General features: G+C 71.5%; 12 protein-coding genes and 1 pseudogene. 6 read left to right on the top strand and 7 right to left on the bottom strand.

Annotation, left to right across the window (positions count from 1 at the left end; all coding sequences use genetic code 11):
- Positions 1-2 precede the first annotated feature (2 nt).
- From AC3RJ7_RS14480 to AC3RJ7_RS14470, 3 genes are all read left to right on the top strand, one after another.
- Complete coding sequence (locus AC3RJ7_RS14480) at positions 3-1,382, top strand: APC family permease (RefSeq protein ID WP_491456551.1); 1,380 nt, start codon at positions 3-5, stop codon at positions 1,380-1,382.
- 96 nt (positions 1,383-1,478) lie between these two features.
- Positions 1,479-3,410 (top strand): clostripain-related cysteine peptidase, encoded by a 1,932-nt coding sequence (locus AC3RJ7_RS14475; RefSeq protein WP_491456550.1) that lies wholly within the window; start codon positions 1,479-1,481, stop codon positions 3,408-3,410.
- 46 nt (positions 3,411-3,456) lie between these two features.
- Positions 3,457-4,260, top strand: coding sequence for an LLM class F420-dependent oxidoreductase (locus AC3RJ7_RS14470; RefSeq protein ID WP_491456549.1), 804 nt, complete (start codon positions 3,457-3,459; stop codon positions 4,258-4,260).
- Between the two features lie 36 nt (positions 4,261-4,296).
- On the opposite strand, the gene AC3RJ7_RS14465 is transcribed toward AC3RJ7_RS14470, so the two are convergent.
- Together AC3RJ7_RS14465 and AC3RJ7_RS14460 are read right to left on the bottom strand one after the other, a co-directional pair.
- The gene (locus AC3RJ7_RS14465; RefSeq protein WP_491456548.1) at positions 4,297-5,109 is read right to left on the bottom strand and encodes a hypothetical protein; all 813 of its coding nucleotides are present in this window, start codon (positions 5,107-5,109) and stop codon (positions 4,297-4,299) included.
- A 92-nt stretch (positions 5,110-5,201) separates the two neighbouring features.
- Entirely contained in the window at positions 5,202-5,942 is a 741-nt protein-coding gene (locus tag AC3RJ7_RS14460; protein ID WP_491456547.1) for a DUF4097 family beta strand repeat-containing protein, read from the bottom strand.
- A gap of 159 nt (positions 5,943-6,101) precedes the next feature.
- Here AC3RJ7_RS14460 and AC3RJ7_RS14455 point away from each other — a divergent pair.
- A pseudogene (locus AC3RJ7_RS14455) lies at positions 6,102-7,638 on the top strand (peptide MFS transporter).
- 74 nt (positions 7,639-7,712) lie between these two features.
- Positions 7,713-8,456, top strand: a complete 744-nt coding sequence (locus AC3RJ7_RS14450; RefSeq protein WP_491456546.1) for a polyprenol monophosphomannose synthase — start codon at positions 7,713-7,715, stop codon at positions 8,454-8,456.
- A gap of 129 nt (positions 8,457-8,585) precedes the next feature.
- On the opposite strand, the gene AC3RJ7_RS14445 is transcribed toward AC3RJ7_RS14450, so the two are convergent.
- The 5 genes from AC3RJ7_RS14445 to AC3RJ7_RS14425 all read right to left on the bottom strand — a co-directional run bounded on the left by AC3RJ7_RS14445 (position 8,586) and on the right by AC3RJ7_RS14425 (position 14,819).
- On the bottom strand, positions 8,586-9,842 hold the full coding sequence (locus AC3RJ7_RS14445; protein ID WP_491456545.1) for an ROK family protein: 1,257 nt from the start codon (positions 9,840-9,842) through the stop codon (positions 8,586-8,588).
- A 96-nt stretch (positions 9,843-9,938) separates the two neighbouring features.
- Entirely contained in the window at positions 9,939-11,507 is a 1,569-nt protein-coding gene (locus AC3RJ7_RS14440) for a carboxylesterase/lipase family protein (protein ID WP_491456544.1), read from the bottom strand.
- A gap of 11 nt (positions 11,508-11,518) precedes the next feature.
- Positions 11,519-12,835: an MFS transporter gene (locus AC3RJ7_RS14435; protein WP_491456543.1), complete on the bottom strand. Its 1,317-nt coding sequence runs from the start codon at positions 12,833-12,835 to the stop codon at positions 11,519-11,521.
- 186 nt (positions 12,836-13,021) lie between these two features.
- Positions 13,022-14,236 (bottom strand): ROK family protein, encoded by a 1,215-nt coding sequence (locus AC3RJ7_RS14430; RefSeq protein ID WP_491456542.1) that lies wholly within the window; start codon positions 14,234-14,236, stop codon positions 13,022-13,024.
- A gap of 4 nt (positions 14,237-14,240) precedes the next feature.
- Entirely contained in the window at positions 14,241-14,819 is a 579-nt protein-coding gene (locus tag AC3RJ7_RS14425; protein WP_491456541.1) for a TetR/AcrR family transcriptional regulator, read from the bottom strand.
- A 117-nt stretch (positions 14,820-14,936) separates the two neighbouring features.
- Between AC3RJ7_RS14425 and AC3RJ7_RS14420 the strand changes: the two genes are divergently transcribed.
- The gene (locus tag AC3RJ7_RS14420) at positions 14,937-16,253 is read left to right on the top strand and encodes an MFS transporter (RefSeq protein ID WP_491456540.1); all 1,317 of its coding nucleotides are present in this window, start codon (positions 14,937-14,939) and stop codon (positions 16,251-16,253) included.
- Positions 16,254-16,279: the final 26 nt, after the last annotated feature.

The following is a 16,279-nucleotide window of genomic DNA, read 5'->3' as shown; positions in this document are numbered from 1 at the left end:
CCATGTCCCAGTCGACCGGCCCCGAGCCGTTGATCTCGCCCACGACGGCCACCGCCCAGGTCACCGAGGGCCGCTTCAGGCGGGTGCTCGGCGTACCCTCGCTCACCCTCTTCGGCCTCGCCTACATGGTGCCGCTCACGGTGTTCACGACCTACGGCATCGTCACCGAGATCACCGGCGGCCGCGTGGCGGCGTCGTACATCATCACGCTCGTCGTCATGGTGTTCACGGCCCGCTCGTACGCGCGCATGGCGGTGGCCTACCCCTACGCGGGATCGGCCTACGTGTACGCGCAGCGCAGCTTCGGGGGCGCGGTCGGGTTCCTCTCCGGCTGGGCGCTGCTGCTCGACTACCTCTTCCTGCCGATGATCAACTACCTGGTGCTCGGGCTCTACCTGAACACCTCGTTCCCCGCGGTCCCGCCGTGGGTGTGGATCGTGCTCGCGATCGCCATCGTCACCGTGCTGAACCTCATCGGCATCGTCTCGGTCGCGCGGGCGAACTTCGTGATCATCGCCGTGCAGGTGATCTTCATCGTCGTGTTCGTCTCGCTCGTCCTCGCCGCGGCCGGCGGGAGCGAGGTCGACCTCATGGCGCCGTTCACGGGCGACGGTACCGTCGAGGGCTTCGCGCCGCTGTTCGCGGGGGCGGCGATCCTGTGTCTCTCGTTCCTCGGCTTCGACGCCGTATCGACGCTCTCGGAGGAGGCGAAGGACTCGACCCGCACCGTGCCCCGGGCCATCATGATCACCACGATCGGCGCGGGCCTGCTCTTCATCCTGCTCGCGTACTGCGCGCAGATCGGCTTCCCGTCGAACGAGTTCGGCTCGGCCGACACCGCGGCGTTCGACGTCGTGGCCGCGGTCGGCGGTCAGTGGCTGACGCCGCTCTTCATCGCCGGGTTCGTGTCGGGCGCCTTCGGCTCGGCGCTCACGTCGCAGGCGTCGGTCGCGCGCATCCTGTTCGCGATGGGCCGCGACGGCGTGCTGCCCCGGTCGATCTTCGGGCACCTCAACAAGCGCTTCGGCACGCCGCACGTGGCGATCCTCATCGTGTCGGCCGTGTCGCTGCTCGCGATCTGGATCGAACTGCTGGCGCTCACCGAGATGATCAGCTTCGGCGCGCTCATCGCGTTCTCGGTGGTCAACCTCGCGGTCATGAAGCACTACTACTTCGACCGCAAGGAGCGCTCGGGGGTCGGCGTGCTGCGCAACCTGATCCTGCCGCTGATCGGCTTCGGCCTGACCGTGTGGCTCTGGACGAGCCTGTCGCCGCGCACGTTCCTGATCGGCGGCATCTGGCTCGTCGTCGGCGTGATCATCCTCGCGGTCGCCACGAGGGGCTTCCGCCGGCCGACGCCCATGCTCGACCTGAAGGAGTAGCACGGGCCGCGCGGGGTCGTGCGATCTGTGTGAAATCCGGCCCCGCGCGTGCGTCGCCCTTGAGCCTGTCCCCCATCGGTCGCGACGATGGGGGACATGGTGCCAAAGGTGTGGTGGGGAATCCTGGCAGCGATCTTCGGGGTGTTCGTCTTCGTGGTCGCGATGCTCTACAACTCGTCGTCGCCGGCGACGGTCGCGACCGGGCCCGGAGCCCGGGGCGAGGGTGAGCAGAAGAGCTGGACGTTCATGGTCTACATGATCGGCGACACCGATCTCGAGCCCTACGCGCTCGACGACATCGCCGAGATGGCGTCGGTCGGCTCCGACGATGAGGTCAACATCATCGCCCTCGTCGACCGGAGCGCCGACTACACGACCGACCCCGCGGTCGACCTCGCCGACTGGGAGGACACCGTCGCGTTCCAGGTGCAGCAGGATCACCTCGCGATCATCGACGAACCCGGCGAGCTCAACATGGGCGATCCCGACACGCTCGCCGACTTCGTCGCGGACACCGCGACGCGGTTCCCGGCCGACCGGTACGGCCTCGTGCTGTGGGACCACGGCGCGGGCTGGCCCGGCATCGGCCCCGACGAGACCGACGGCTACGACGTGCTCGACCTCGACGAGATGGACGTCGCGCTCACCGACGGACTGGACCGCGCGGGCATCGACGCGCTCGACTTCATCGGCTTCGACGCCTGCCTGATGTCGACGTACGAGGTCGCGAGCGTCATGTCTGCGCACGCCGGCACGATGGTCGCCTCGCAGGAGCTCGAGCCCGGTCACGGCTGGAACTACGAGGAGCTCTCGGTGCTCGTCGACGACCCGGCCACGACTCCGACCGACCTCGGCTCGGCCTTCATCGAGGGCTACGCCGAGCAGGCCGAGGAGTGGGGGACCGGCGCCGACATCACGCTCGCCATGCTCGATCTCGCCCAGGTCACCGGCGTGCAGGACGCCGTCACCCGGCTCGCCGACGTCTACGAGGCCGACCCCGACGGGCTCGGCCCCGAGATGGCGACCGCGCAGTCCGACGTGCTCGAGTTCGGCCGCAACCCCGACCCCGAGCTCGCCACGAACCAGATCGACCTCGGCGGCTACGTGCAGAGCCTTGCCGAGACGGGCGGGCCCGAGGTGGCCGCCGCCGCCGACGCGGTCACGCAGTCGCTCGAGGCGCTCGTGCTCGACGAGACGACCGGTCCGGCGACCGACGCGGCGTCCGGCCTCTCCATCTACTTCCCCGAGGTCGAGGAGTACTTCTCGGACGACTACTACACCCTCAGGAACGTGCCGGCCTGGCCCGACGCGCTCTCGGCGTTCTTCGACAGCGGCAGCCGTCTCGCCGACGACGTGCGCGCGCAGTTCGAGACGGGTGACGACGCGACCGAGGTCGTGTTCGACGACGACGGCGTCAGCTTCACCGCCTACCTGCCGCCGGCGTCGGCGGCCGCGGTGATCAGCTCGACGGTGTCGGTGGGGTACCGCGACGGCGACGACGTGGTCTACGTCGCCGAGATGCCGGCGCCGCTCACCGTGGGCGACGACGAGGCGTCGATGACGGCGCAGGTCGACCTCACGTACCTGACACTCAGCGACGGCGACTCCGAGATGGCCGTCTACCAGGACATCACGACCGACCCCGACACGGGCTACCGCACGATCGACGTGCCGCTCGAGTACGTCGCGCCGGGCGACGACGAGTATCAGGACGCCCTGCTCTCGATCATCGTCGACACCGACGGGTCGGTCGTCGAGGAGGACTTCTACGTGCTCGACGAGTCGGGCACCTACGGGGCGATGTCGCCCGACCCCGACGCGCGGATCCATCCCGTCGCGCTCGTCCTCGTCGATGACGAGGAGTGGGAGTACCAGCGCACCGACGACGAGGGCATCGCGGCCGACCTGCCGTCGATCGAGTACGCGCTCGAGCCGCTCGAATCGGGCACGACCCTCGTGCTCGACGCCGACGTGCAGGACTACGGGCAGCAGGCCGACACGCTGAGCGTCGAGGTCGTCATCCCGTGAATCCGGGCGGTCGGGAGGCCGCCCGGATCCGCCATAGGCTGTGCGCATGCCCTACGACGATCGCGTACGCCTCGGCGTGCAGCTCCAGCCCGAGCACGCCCGGTACGAGTCGATCCGCGATGCGGTGCTCCGGCTCGAAGACCTCGGCGCCGACCTGGTCTTCAACTGGGACCACTTCTTCCCGCTGCACGGCGACCGCGACGGCCTGCACTTCGAGGCGTGGACGATGCTCGGCGCCTGGGCCGAGCAGACCGAGCGCATCGAATTCGGCACGCTCGTCAACTGCAACTCGTACCGCAACGCCGACCTGCAGGCCGACATGGCCCGCACGCTCGACCACATCTCGGCGAAGGGCACGGGCGTCGGCCGCTTCGTGTTCGGCACCGGTGCCGGCTGGTTCGAGCGCGACTACGACGAGTACGGCTACGAGTTCGGCACCCGCGGATCTCGCCTGAACGACCTCGCGGCTGCGCTGCCGCGCATCGAGGCGCGCTGGGCGAAGCTCAACCCGGCGCCGACCCGTGCCATCCCCGTCATGATCGGCGGCAAGGGCGAGCAGAAGACGCTGCGCCTCGTCGCGAAGCACGCCGACATCTGGCACTCGTTCGTCGCCCCCGACGAGATCGCGCACAAGCTCGACGTGCTGCGCCACTGGGGCGACGACGTCGGCCGGGATGTCTCGGAGATCACGGTCTCGAACGAGCTCGATCGTCGCGGGGTCGACGTCGAGCACGCCGACGCCCTGTACGACGCCGGCGTGCGCCTGTTCACGATCGGCGTCGACGGGCCCGACTACGACCTCGGGCCGGTGAAGCGCTGGCTCGCCTGGCGCGACGCGCGCAACAGCTGAGCTCGACGGTCGCGCGTGGGCGCACTGGGCGCCGCGTCACCCGTCGGCGGGCAGCTCCGCGACGCTGAGCCCCGCCGTGCCGTCGACCCGCAGCGAGGCCGTGATCGGCGGCATCATCTCCATCCCGACGTTGAGCAGCAGGCCGTCAGGTGGCAGCAGCCCGTCATCGGTGCAGGTCGCACCGGCACCGCTGTCCGGCACCGTGACGACGAGACAGAGCTCCGTGCCGTCGCCCTTGGTCGCGGCGAACAACGCCACCCCGTCGGAGCGCGTCAGCAGGAGCCGCGGGCTGGCCGGATCGATCCCGACGCCCGCGACGATATCGGACCTGACCGTGTCGGACGCCTGCGGTTCGCGCTCGAACACGGCGTACGCCGGGGTGAGCTCGACGGGGGTCGACCCCGACGAGACGGTGCCCGTCCCCGGATCCACCGAGACCGTGGCGCCGGGCATGTTCGCGCCGTCGGCGTGGACGACGCCTGGTGCGAGCGGGTCAGTCGGGTCGGCCGATGCGAGCGCCGAGACCTGCGAGCCGAGCGCCACGCCGGCCACGACGCCGACCACGAGGGCGGCGACGCCCGCACCGACCGCCCACCGCACGACCGACGGCGTCGGGCGGCGTGCGGCCGGGGCGGTGGCGTCGCCGTCTTCGGCGGACGGGGGCGCCGACCCGCCGGGCCTCACCCCGGGGGGTTCATCGACATCGGCGGCCGGTCGCGCGCTCACCGCGGCATCCGCCAGCTGCTGCAGTTCCGCCTCGGCGGCTTCGCGCTCCTCGGGCGAGGCATCCGCCCCGTAGGCGATGCGTTGCAGTCGTCGTCGTCGTTCGTCGTGCTCGGTACCGTCCACTCGCCCTCCACGGCCGGGCCGGCGGGAGCCGGGTCGGCTCAGGATGCCGCAGGCGAGGCCTCGAGTCAAGGACGCGCGGGTGCCGGGCGGCGTCAGCGCCCGACGACGCGGATCGCCCCGTTCGAGGTCGAGAGGTCGAGCAGGAACTCGCCGTCGGCCAGGTCGTCGATGTCGACGTCGATCGAGCCGTTCGAGGTGTCGGTCTCGACCCGGTAGGTCGACCCGTCGGTCGGCACGGCGAGGTCGATGGCGCCGTTCGAGGTTCGGGCCTCGACGTCCTGCGCGGTGTCGAGGCGCAGGTCGATCGCACCGTTCGAGGTCACGGCTCGGACCCCGGTGCCGCCGAGCCCCCGGCCCTCGATGCGCCCGTTGCTCGTGCGGGCGTCGATCGAACCCGTCACCTCGTCGAGTTCGATGCGTCCGTTGCTCGTCTCGACGTCGACCTCGGCGACGCCGGTCAGCTCGATCGAGCCGTTCGTCGTCGAGCCGCCGACGTCGACGCCGGCGGGGAGCACGACCGTGTAGTCGACCGAGCAGTTGCGGCCGCACCCGCCGAGCACGAGCGTGTCGCCGCGGACCTCGTACGTGGAGCCGGGGCGGCGGTCGCCCCGGTACGAGACCGTGCGTTCGACCGACACGCCGTCGGCGTCGGCCGAGCCCTCGACCGTGATCCTGCCCTCGGGGTCGTCGATCTCGATCGACTGCACCGCCTCGTCGATCGTCGAGCCGTCACTGAAGCGCTCGAGCGGCTGCAGCCAGGCGCAGCCGGCGAGCAGCGCGGTCGCGGCGCCGGCGAGTGCGATGGTCCGCGCGGTGCGCGTCGTGGTCATCATGTCCTCCCCCTCGGGCGCGGCATCTCCCCGCCCCCGTTCGATGCTGGCACGCGGGCCGGCCGGACGCACGGGGGAGAACCCCCGGGGGTCTCGACACGCGCCCTCCTCCGTCGGGCGCCACTCGACCGGCGAGTTGGGAGCGGGAGTATGGTGACCCCCATGGGCAGGGTCACCGAACCCGCCCCGGGAGAGTACGGGCCGCCCGAGCCCGGCGTCACCGCCGGCGGCGAACGCGACACCCGGGGCGACCGCGGATTCTTCGGGCAGCCGCGACCGCTGATCCACATCTTCGGCGTCGAGATGTGGGCGGTTCAGCTTCTACGGCATGCAGGGCATCCTGCTGCTGTACCTGTACTACTCGGTCGCCGACGGCGGGCTCGGCATGGACCAGACCGCCGCGGCCGGCATCGTCGGCGCCTACGGCGGCACGGTCTACCTCTCGACCATCCTCGGCGCGTGGATCGCCGACCGCCTGCTCGGCAGCGAACGCGTGCTGTTCACCAGCGCGAGCATCATCATGGCCGGCCACCTCGCCCTCGCGTTCCTGCCCGGCTTCTGGGGCGTGGGCGTCGGGCTCGTGCTCGTCGCGTTCGGCTCGGGCGGGCTCAAGGCGAACGCCACGAGCGTCGTCGGCACCCTGTACGACGAGCACGACCCGCGTCGCGACGCGGGCTTCTCGATCTTCTACCTCGGCATCAACCTCGGCGCGTTCCTCGGGCCGATCCTCACGGGGCTCGCGCAGACCACGCTCGGCTTCCACTGGGGCTTCGGCCTCGCCGCGGCCGGCATGGCCTTCGGACTCATCCAGTACTCCTTCGGACTCATCCAGTACTCCTTCGGCCGCAGGAAACTGCCGGCCGAGGCATCCGTCGTGCCGAACCCGCTGCGGCGCGACCGCATCGGACTCGTGATCGGCATCGCGGTCGCGGCCGTCATCCTCATCGCGGTGCTCGTGCTGACCGGGCTCGTCACCGCGACGAACCTCGTGAACTGGGTCATCGGCGGCACGATCGCCGCGGCGGTCGCGTACTTCATCGTGATCCTCGCGAGCAAGCACCTCTCGTCGACCGAGCGCAGCCGCGTGTTCGCGTTCATCCCGCTGTTCATCGCGAGCGTCGCATTCTGGTCGCTCTACCAGCAGCAGTTCACGGTGCTCACGATCTACTCCGACGAGCAGCTCGACCGCGACCTGTTCGGCTGGGAGATGCCGGTGTCGTGGGTGCAGTCGATCAACCCGATCTTCATCATCATCCTGTCGGGCGTGTTCGCCGCGATCTGGACGAAGCTCGGCGACCGGCAGCCGTCGACGCCCGTGAAGTTCGCGCTCGGCACGATCATCATGGGTCTCGCGTTCCTGCTGTTCCTGCCGTTCGCGGGCGGTGGCGCGGGGTCGACGCCGTTGCTGTGGATGGTGCTCATCCTGTTCGTGTTCACGGTCGCCGAGCTGCTGCTCTCGCCCGTGGGGCTCTCGGTCACGACGAAGCTCGCACCGAAGCGGTTCCATACCCAGATGGTCGCGCTGTTCTTCCTCTCGGTCGCGCTCGGCACGTCGATCGCCGGCCTGCTCGCCGAGTTCTACACGGTGGTCGACGAGGCGACCTACTTCGGGGTGCTCGGCGCCATCGCGATCGTGCTCGGCGCCGCGCTCGCACTCGGCAGCCGCGGCGTGCTGAAGCTCATGGCGGGCGTGCGCTGAGCCGTCGCGGGCGTGGTCTCGATACCTCGCTGCGCTCGCTGCTCGACCGACGGGAACCGGTTACGATTCTCTGGATGTCCCGACCGCTCGTGGTGATCCCCACGTACAACGAACGTGAGAACCTCGCCGCGATCGTGGCGCGGGTGCGCACGTCGGTTCCGGATGCCTCGGTGCTGGTCGTCGACGACGCGTCGCCCGACGGCACCGGCGTGCTGGCCGACGAGCTCGCGGCCGCCGACCCCGCGGTGCAGGTGCTGCACCGGCGGGGCAAGGAGGGGCTCGGCGCCGCCTACCTCGAGGCCTTCGACTGGGCGCTCGGACACGGCTTCGACCCGATCGTGCAGCTCGACGCCGACGGCTCGCACCAGCCCGAGCAGCTGCCGGCGATGCTCGCCGCGCTCGCCGGCACCGACCCCGCGGGCGAACCGGTCGACCTCGTGATCGGCTCGCGCTGGGTCCCCGGAGGGGCGATCGAGAACTGGCCCCGCCGCCGACAGCTGCTCTCGCGCGGGGGCAGCGCCTACGCGCGCTGGGTGCTGCGCCTGCCGACGCGCGACGCGACCGCGGGATACCGGGCGTTCCGCGCCGACGCGTTGCGCCGGATCAGGCTGGAGGACGTGCACACTCGCGGCTACGGGTTCCAGGTCGACATGCTGTGGCATGCTCGCGAGGCCGGGCTCACCGTCGTCGAGGTGCCCGTGACCTTCGTCGAGCGCGCCCACGGCCGGTCGAAGATGAGCGCCGGCATCGTCGTCGAGGCGATGCTGCGCGTGACGGGCTGGGGCATCTCGAGCCGGTTCCGCCGGCCCGCGCGCTGAGCACGGCGGCCGTTCGCAGGCACTTCCGCCGGCTGCGCGGCGTGTCGTCACTCGTGGTCGGCGTGTCGGTCGAAAGCGCCTGTTCCCCGCGCAAGATGGCGCGCTCAGGAGCCCGGCGAGGCCGGCGTCTCAGCCGGCGAGCAGCAGCGGCTCGGCCACGAGGCGCTCGCGCGCCTGGCGACGGGCGCCGATGAGGGCGGCGTCGTGCCCGGCCCGGCTCGGGGCGAGCGTCGGGATCGCCTCGAGCGCTCCTGCGCCGATCGACGGGCGGTTCGCCCGGAACGCGGCGTCGATGTCGCCGATGAGCCGACCCCAGTAGCCGCCGACGACGACCACGGTCGGATCGATCGTCGGCACCACGAGCTGCAGTGCCCGGCCGATCCACAGCGCGGCGTCGAGCCACGACCACCGGGCCCGGTCGTCGGACCCCTCGATGCGCGTCACGAGCTCGGCGAGGGCGGCGGACCGCCCGTTCGCCGCGGCGAACTCGGCCAGCCCCGCCCGCTCGAGCACGAGGCCGGGCGCGGCGACCGTGACGAGGCATCCCTGCTGCCCGCAGTCGCAGCGTGCGCCGTTCGGCACCACGGGAAGGTGCGCGAACGTGAGCGCGAGCCCGTGCGCGCCGACGAGGGGGCGCCCGCCCGCGATCGCGGCCGCCGCCGGCTCGTCGTCGCCCGAGATGCGCACGAGGTCGTCGATGCCGGGCAGCTCGCCGTGCTCGGCTGCGGCCGCAGCGGTCGCCGCCGGGCGCAGCGCGACGGGCAGGGCGAGCTCCGGCTCGAGTTCGGCGAACGCCGGGTCCTCGCGCAGCCGGGCGAGGACGTCGACGGGCTCGGCGCCGAGCCGCGAGTCGCCGATGACGACGGGCGGCCGTCCGACGACGGCGCCGCCCGTGAGCACGGTGACGTCGGCGATCGGGTGCCCCGAACGGCGCGCCCGCGCGATCGCGCGGCCGAGCACGAGCGACAGCGCGTCGAGCGGGTCGGGTGGGGCGGCTTCGACGGCCGAGGCGTCCGCCGAGGCGCCCCCGAGCGGCTCGGCGAACCGGGCGATCTCGTCGCCGCCGAGCGAGGCGACCGTGGCGATCGCGTCGTCGACGCCGAACATCGCGGTGACGAGCACGCGGTCGGCTGCGGTGAGCGCGAGCGGTGCGGCGCGGCCGTCGCCCGTCGACTCCGCGCCGGGTCGGAGCACCCCGGCGTCGAGGAGGCGCGAGGTGAGCCCGGCGATCGTGCCGCGACCGAGGCCCGTCGCCGAGGCGAGCTCCGAACGGGTCGCGGGCCCGTGCACGACGAGGTGGTCGAGCAGCCGGGCCGACTGCGCGCGGTGCACCTCGTCGAGCGGGCCGGTCGTGGTGGGTACGGGAGGTTCGCCGGCCGCGGTCATGTCGCAAGCATGCTCGGGTCGCGCCCGACGGTCACGTACCCCGTTCGGGGGTGATTCCGTACCGCGACCCCGGCGCGGTGCGGCACGGGCGGCAGGTCAGAGCAGGGGGTGCACGCTCGCGTATCCGTCGTTCGCCACGCGCGACGGGGTGTCGTACACGCGGGTGGAGCGCGAGGCATCCGACCAGGCCGGCCACCCCTCGCCGGGGACGCCCGTCGTGATGAACGCGACGGCGGCGGCGTGCAGCTCGTCGGCGAGTTCCTGCGGCGGGTTGGGACCTGCGAGCGGCACCATGGCGGGGCCGTCGAGGCAGTCGAAGAAGAACGGCACGTCGAGGCAGTGCTCGGCGAAGCCGAAGGTGCCGCTCGGCCACGAGAATCGGTAGAGCCAGGTGGATGCCTCGGCCGAGGTCGCTCGGGCCGCGATCGCCTTCAGCATCGGCACCTTGAACATGCGGTCGGTGATGAGCCGGCCGAGGAGACGGGGGTTGCCGAGCTTCGCGACATCGCGGTTCGCGGCGAGGTAGTCGCGGGCGACCGCCGTCGAGAGGCCGGACTTCTTCAGCAGCATCGACTTCGGCACGAAGCGGAGCAGCTTCGGCGCGTCGAGCAGGGCCATCGCGAACTCGTCGTCGGTCGCGCCGAGCACGAGTGGCTTGCCGGCACCCACCCCCGCCGCGAACGAGTCGATCGTCGAACGATGCAGCAGCTCGCCGTCGATCGTCGGCCCGAGCTGGAGCCCGAGCTCGAGCAGGTCGTTCATCGCGTCGGGGCCCTCGAGTGCGGTCGCTGACTTCTGCACCTCGAGCAGGCGCGCCTCGTCGACCGAGCGGAAGCCCGCGAGGGTCGGCGCGACGCCGAGCTCGCCCGCGACCCTGCGGCCGAGCGCCTCGGCCCGCTCGGGCGTGACATCGGCCGTCGCGCCCGAGATCGCGTAGACGCCGTGGAACAGGTGCTGCGCGGCCTCCATGCCGAGGAGCGTGAGCACCGCGCCGCCGCCGGCCGACTGGCCCGTGATCGTCACGCGCGACGGGTCGCCGCCGAACGCGGCGATGTTCTGCTGCACCCACTCGAGCGCGAGCAGCCAGTCGCGGACGCCTCGGTTCGACGGGGCGTCCTCGATCCAGCCGAAGCCGTCGAAGCCGAGCCGGTAGGAGACGGTCACGGTCACGACGCCGTCGCGGTTGAAGCTGCGGCCGTCGTACCAGGGGCTCGCGGGGGAGCCCGCGAAGTAGCCGCCGCCGTGGATCCACACGAGCACGGGCAGCCCGGCCTCGCCGTCGGCGGGGAGCTCGGGCGACGGGGTGAAGACGTTCACGTTGAGGGTCGAGTCGCCCGGGATCGACGGCTCGGGGATGAGTGTCACGCCGGGGTCGCCGCGCTGCGCGGTCGGCGCGAACTCGAGCGCGTCGCGCACCCCCGCCCACGGCGCCTTGGGCACCGGAGCCGCGAAGCGCAGCTCGCCGACGGGCGCCTCGGCGAACGGGATGCCGAGGAACGCCGCCGACCTGTCGGCGCCGAGGCCGCCGGTCGCGTCGCCCGCGTGGCGGACGGTCGGGCGCCACTGGCCGCGCACGCGGCCGGCGAGGGTGTCGACCTCGACGAACGGGGATGCCGCGGCGGCATCCTGCTCGGTGGCGGAGGACTGGGCGGGGGTGTGCGACATACGTGGAACTCCTAACGCACGCTCTTGATGGGTGCCGTGGCGATCGCCGCGACGATCGTGAGCACGATGCCGAAGACGAACAGCATGGCATAGCCGCCGAGCGAGGTGATGATGATGCCCGCGATCGCGGCGCTCAGCGCCTGCGGCACGTTCGTGGCGATGTTGAGGATGCCGAGGTCCTTCGCGGCGGCCGTGCCTCCGCCCGGGAGCACCTCGGTCATGAGCGCCGCGTCGACCGACATGTAGAGGCCGAAGCCGATGCCGTTGACGAGGTTGAAGATGATCATGCCGGTCATGTCGGGCATGACGATCGGCACGACGAAGCCGGCGGCCATGATGACCGACGAGACGTAGATGAAGACCTTGCGCTTGCCGATCCGGTCGCTCCACCAGCCCGAGAGCGCGATCGCCGCGAGGGTGGGCACGAGCGAGATGAGGGTCAGCATGACCGTGGCCGAGCCGGCCTCCGCGAGCGACATGCCGATGTAGTCGGTGAGCATGTAGAACGACATGGCGACGACGACGAAGTAGCCGAGCATGAGCGCGAAGCGCGCGGTGAACGCCCAGGCGAAGTCGGGGTAGCGCTTCGGGTTCACCCAGAAGCCGGCGAGGAACTGCTTCCAGCTCCAGGGCTCGACGGTCGCCTCCTTCGACGACCAGTCGCGGTCGACGACGACGAAGACCACGGTCACGACGATGATCGCGATGCCGAACGACGCGTAGCCGAGGCCGAGGTCGAGCGTCTCGGCGAAGACGCCGGCCGCCATGATGCCGAGGGTCATGCCGACCTGGGTGCCGATGCCGAACATCGCGCTCGCGCCGCCGCGCTTGTCGCGGGGGAAGCGGTCGGGCGTGATCGCCGACAGCGGGCCCTGCACGGCGTTGAGCGACACCTGGATGACGACCCAGAAGATCGTGACCCACAGCACCGAGTCGAGGAAGCCCATGCCGAGCAGCATCACGCCGCCGATGAGCGCGCCGCCGACCATCCACGGGGCACGGCGCCCGAGGCGCGAGCGGGTGCGGTCGCTGATCGCGCCGACGATGGGCTGCGCGAAGAGCGTGAACACGAACGAGACGGTCGAGACGATCGCGAGGTTCTGCACCTTGTTCGCGTCGTCGATCATCGCCACCTGCATCGGCAGCAGGATCGCGCCGATGCCGCCGTAGATGCCGAAGAGCACGAGGCCCGTGGTGAGCAGGCCCGGCAGGGTGCGCCACGTGGGCGGCGGGCTCGCGGGCGGGTCGCCGGGCAGCGGCTCGGCGGCGGTGATCACCCCGGTGGGGGCGAGTTCGGTGGCGGGATCGCTGGGGGGCGGGACGGACACGATGGCTCCTCTTCGTCGAGCGGCCGAGCAGGGGACTGGGCGGGATGGGGTGCGAGCGCGACATGAAAGCCGAATGCTGCTCGGCAATGAGTATGCATCGCGGCGGCGATAAATTCAACCGTTGAACTAATCGGTCCGGCTGGTCGCGCGGCCACGTCGGCGCTCGGCCGGCGGCGTGGCCGCTGCTCAGAGGGCGAGCAGGCGCTGCGGGTCGGCGAGCAGCCGGTCGCGCGCCTCGTGCACGGCCCCGAGGAGCGCCGCGTCGGCGCCGAGCCGGCCGGCCTCGATCGCCGGAACGGCCGGCCGCGAGCCATCCGCCCGTGCGATCGTCGGACGGTTCTCGCGGAAGGCCGCCTCGATCGACGCGGTGAGCTGCGACCAGTAGCCGCCGATGACGATCACCTCGGGGTCGACCGCGAGTGAGAGGATCTGCAGCGTTCGCGCGATCCAGGGGAGGGCCTCCTGCCAGGCCGCGGCCGCGAGCGGGTCGCCCGCGAGGATGCGCGCGGCGAGCTCGTCGAGGGTCGCGCCGAGGCCGAGCTCGTCGACGAGGTGCGCCAGGCCCGCGCGGTCGAGCAGCACGTCGGGGCCGGCGACCGTCACGAGGCAGCCGTGCTGGCCGCACGCGCAGGCGGCGCCGCCGGGCACGACGGGCAGGTGGCCGAGCGCGCCGCCCGCCCCGTGCGCGCCCTCGAGGATGAGGCCGCTCGAGACGATCGCGCCGCCGATGCCCGAGTTGCTCTTGAGGTAGAGCAGGGCGTCGGCGCCCGGCAGCAGGGCGCGCTCCGCGAGGGCCGCGAGCCAGCCGTCGGAGGCGAGCGTCAGGGCGGTGTCGACGCCGAGCCCGGACAGTCGGTCGCGCAGGCCGGCGACCACGTCGACCTCGCCCCAGCCGAGGTCGGTGTCGGCGAGCACGACCGGGGGTTCGCCGCCGACCGGGGCGAAGACGACGATCGACAGGTCGACGACGCGACGACCGAGCGCCCCCGTGGCGTCGAGCGCTTCGGCGACGACGCCGGCGAGCACGTCGAGCACGCGGCCGGGTTCGCCCATCGGGCGGCCGTGCTGGCGCGAGGCGCGGTGCAGCGTCGTGCCGGCGAGGTCCGTCACGAGCGCGGTCGTCGTGTCGGCGTCGACCTGCGCCACGATGATCGCGACGCCGGGTGCGTCGAGCTCGAGCCGGGTCACGGGGCGTCCGGCGCCGCCGGGTTCGGGCGCCTGTTCACGCAGCACCCCGGCGTCGGCGAGCGAGGCGACGAGCGCGGTCACGGCCCCGCGCGTGAGGCCCGTCGCCGCGGCGATCTCGCTGCGGGCGCTCGGGCCCGCCGTCGCGACGTGCCCGAGCACGAGCGACAGGTTGTGCCGGCGGACATCGCCGGAGACGAGGCTCTGTCGGGGCATCCGCTCAGCCGCGCCGGGTGACGAGGTGCCAGAGGTAGGCGACGTTCTCGACCATGTCGATCGAGGGGTCGAGCATCCACTGCGTCTGCAGCCCGTCGGCGGCCGCGAGGAAGAGGTTCGCCGTGAGGTCCGGGTCGATGTCGGCCGGCACCCTGCCGGCCGCCTGTTCGTCGCGGATGAGGTCGGAGAAGAGCTTGCGGAACTGCTCGTACCGCTCGATGAAGAACTCGCGCGCGGGGTGGTCGGGGTCGCCCGCCTCGGTCGAGAGCTGGGCGTAGAGGCGCACGAGCCCGGGCACCTCGGCGTTGTGCCGGATCACCGCGAAGAAGCCGTCGATCTGCTGGTCGCGCTCGCCCTCGAATGCCCGGCTGTCGACCTCGTCGCGCTTGCGCAGGATCTCCTGGAAGAGCTCCTCCTTCGACGAGAAGTAGTGCAGCAGGCCCGCCTGGCTGAGTCCGACCGCGTCGGCGAGCTCGCGCACGCTCGCGCCGCGGTAGCCGTTGCGCGCGATCACGTCGAGCGCCGTCGTGAGGATCTCCTCGCGCTTCGCGACGCCCTTCGCGTACGAACCCCTGCGTGCCATACCTGCATGGTAATCGCACGGCGTCGAAGCCGAATGACGCTTGAGATTCAAAACCAAGCAGCGTATGGTTTTCGCACCCGGTCTCATCGGCGAGACCGCCTCGAGAAGGATTCCCCCATGACGACGGCGTCAACCCCTGAACCCGCCACCGATCCCCGCCTCGACGACCCGGAGGCGGCGCTCGCCGCGTTCGACGCCGCCGCGGGCAACGAAGACCCGCCCGCCCCGATCACCGGCGTGCGACGCCTGCTCGGGTGGATAATCCCCGCGAACCTCGGCATCTTCCTGATCTGGGGCGCCGTGCCCGGCATCCTGCTGCCCGCCCAGATCACCGAGCAGTTCGGCGAGGCCGACAAGGTCGCGAACCTCGCGATCGTCATGACCATCGGCGCGTTCTTCTCGATGATCGCCCAGCCCATCGCCGGGCAGCTCTCCGACCGCACCCGCTCGCGCTTCGGGCGACGCGCTCCGTGGATCGTGCTCGGCTCGCTCGCGGGCGGCCTCGCGCTCGTCGGGCTCGCCTTCGCCGACTCGCTCGTCGGCGTCGTGATCGCGTGGACCCTCGTGCAGATCACCTACAACTTCGCGCAGGGCCCGTTGAGCGCGATCATGCCCGACCGGGTGCCGCTGAAGCGACGCGGCACCTTCGCCGCGCTCTCCGGCATCGGCCTCATGGTCGGCGCGCTCGGCGGCCAGATCGTCGGCTCGCTCTTCCTCGGCTCGATCGCCGCGGGCTACGTCACGTTCGCGGTCTTCTCGCTCGTCATCCTCACCCTGTTCGTCGTCTTCAACCCCGACCACTCGTCGAAGGACCTCGAGCCCGAGCCGTTCAAGCTCATCGACTTCCTGCGCACGTTCTGGGTGAACCCGGTCGAGCACCGCGACTTCTTCTGGGCCTTCACCGGCCGCCTGCTGCTCTACACCGGCTACTTCGCAGTGACCGGCTACCAGTTCTTCCTGCTCACCGACTACTTCGGCATCGAGAAGCCGGGCGAGGTCATCCCGATGCTCGGCCTCATCAGCCTCGTCGGCATCCTGATCGCGACCGTCGTCTCGGGTCCCCTCTCCGACAAGGTGGGGCGGCGCAAGCCCTTCGTCTTCGCCTCGTCGATCGTCACCGGGCTCGCGCTCGTCGTGCCGTGGGTCTGGCCCGACCTCACGGCGTGGATGGTCTTCACGTTCGTCTCGGGCCTCGGCTTCGGCATGTTCCAGGCCGTCGACACCGCCCTCATGAGCGAGGTCCTGCCGTCGTCGAAGTCGTTCGCGAAGGACCTCGGCGTCGTCAACATCGCGGCGACCCTGCCGCAGACCCTCGCCCCCGGCGTCGCCGGCGCGATCGTGCTCGCCTTCGGCTTCGCCGGGCTCTTCCCCGTGGGCATCGTGCTCTCGGTGCTCGGCGCCTTCGCCGTGTGGCCGATCAAGGCGGTGAAGTGATGGCGGATGCCTCGGGCGAGCGCCTG

It is taken from the genome of Agromyces solani, assembly GCF_058349925.1.
Note: the sequence above shows the minus strand (reverse complement) of the source record. Positions and strands in the feature narration are given on the sequence as shown.

Excerpts from the sequence above, each read along its gene's own strand:
- AC3RJ7_RS14450 (WP_491456546.1), top strand. The coding sequence starts at position 7,713 with ATGTCCCGACCGCTCGTGGTGATCCCCACGTACAACGAACGTGAGAAC.
- AC3RJ7_RS14475 (WP_491456550.1), top strand. The coding sequence starts at position 1,479 with ATGGTGCCAAAGGTGTGGTGGGGAATCCTGGCAGCGATCTTCGGGGTG.
- AC3RJ7_RS14430 (WP_491456542.1), bottom strand. The coding sequence starts at position 14,236 with ATGCCCCGACAGAGCCTCGTCTCCGGCGATGTCCGCCGGCACAACCTG.
- AC3RJ7_RS14420 (WP_491456540.1), top strand. The coding sequence starts at position 14,937 with ATGACGACGGCGTCAACCCCTGAACCCGCCACCGATCCCCGCCTCGAC.
- AC3RJ7_RS14460 (WP_491456547.1), bottom strand. The coding sequence starts at position 5,942 with ATGATGACCACGACGCGCACCGCGCGGACCATCGCACTCGCCGGCGCC.
- AC3RJ7_RS14480 (WP_491456551.1), top strand. The coding sequence starts at position 3 with ATGTCCCAGTCGACCGGCCCCGAGCCGTTGATCTCGCCCACGACGGCC.
- AC3RJ7_RS14445 (WP_491456545.1), bottom strand. The coding sequence starts at position 9,842 with ATGACCGCGGCCGGCGAACCTCCCGTACCCACCACGACCGGCCCGCTC.
- AC3RJ7_RS14425 (WP_491456541.1), bottom strand. The coding sequence starts at position 14,819 with ATGGCACGCAGGGGTTCGTACGCGAAGGGCGTCGCGAAGCGCGAGGAG.
- AC3RJ7_RS14470 (WP_491456549.1), top strand. The coding sequence starts at position 3,457 with ATGCCCTACGACGATCGCGTACGCCTCGGCGTGCAGCTCCAGCCCGAG.
- AC3RJ7_RS14440 (WP_491456544.1), bottom strand. The coding sequence starts at position 11,507 with ATGTCGCACACCCCCGCCCAGTCCTCCGCCACCGAGCAGGATGCCGCC.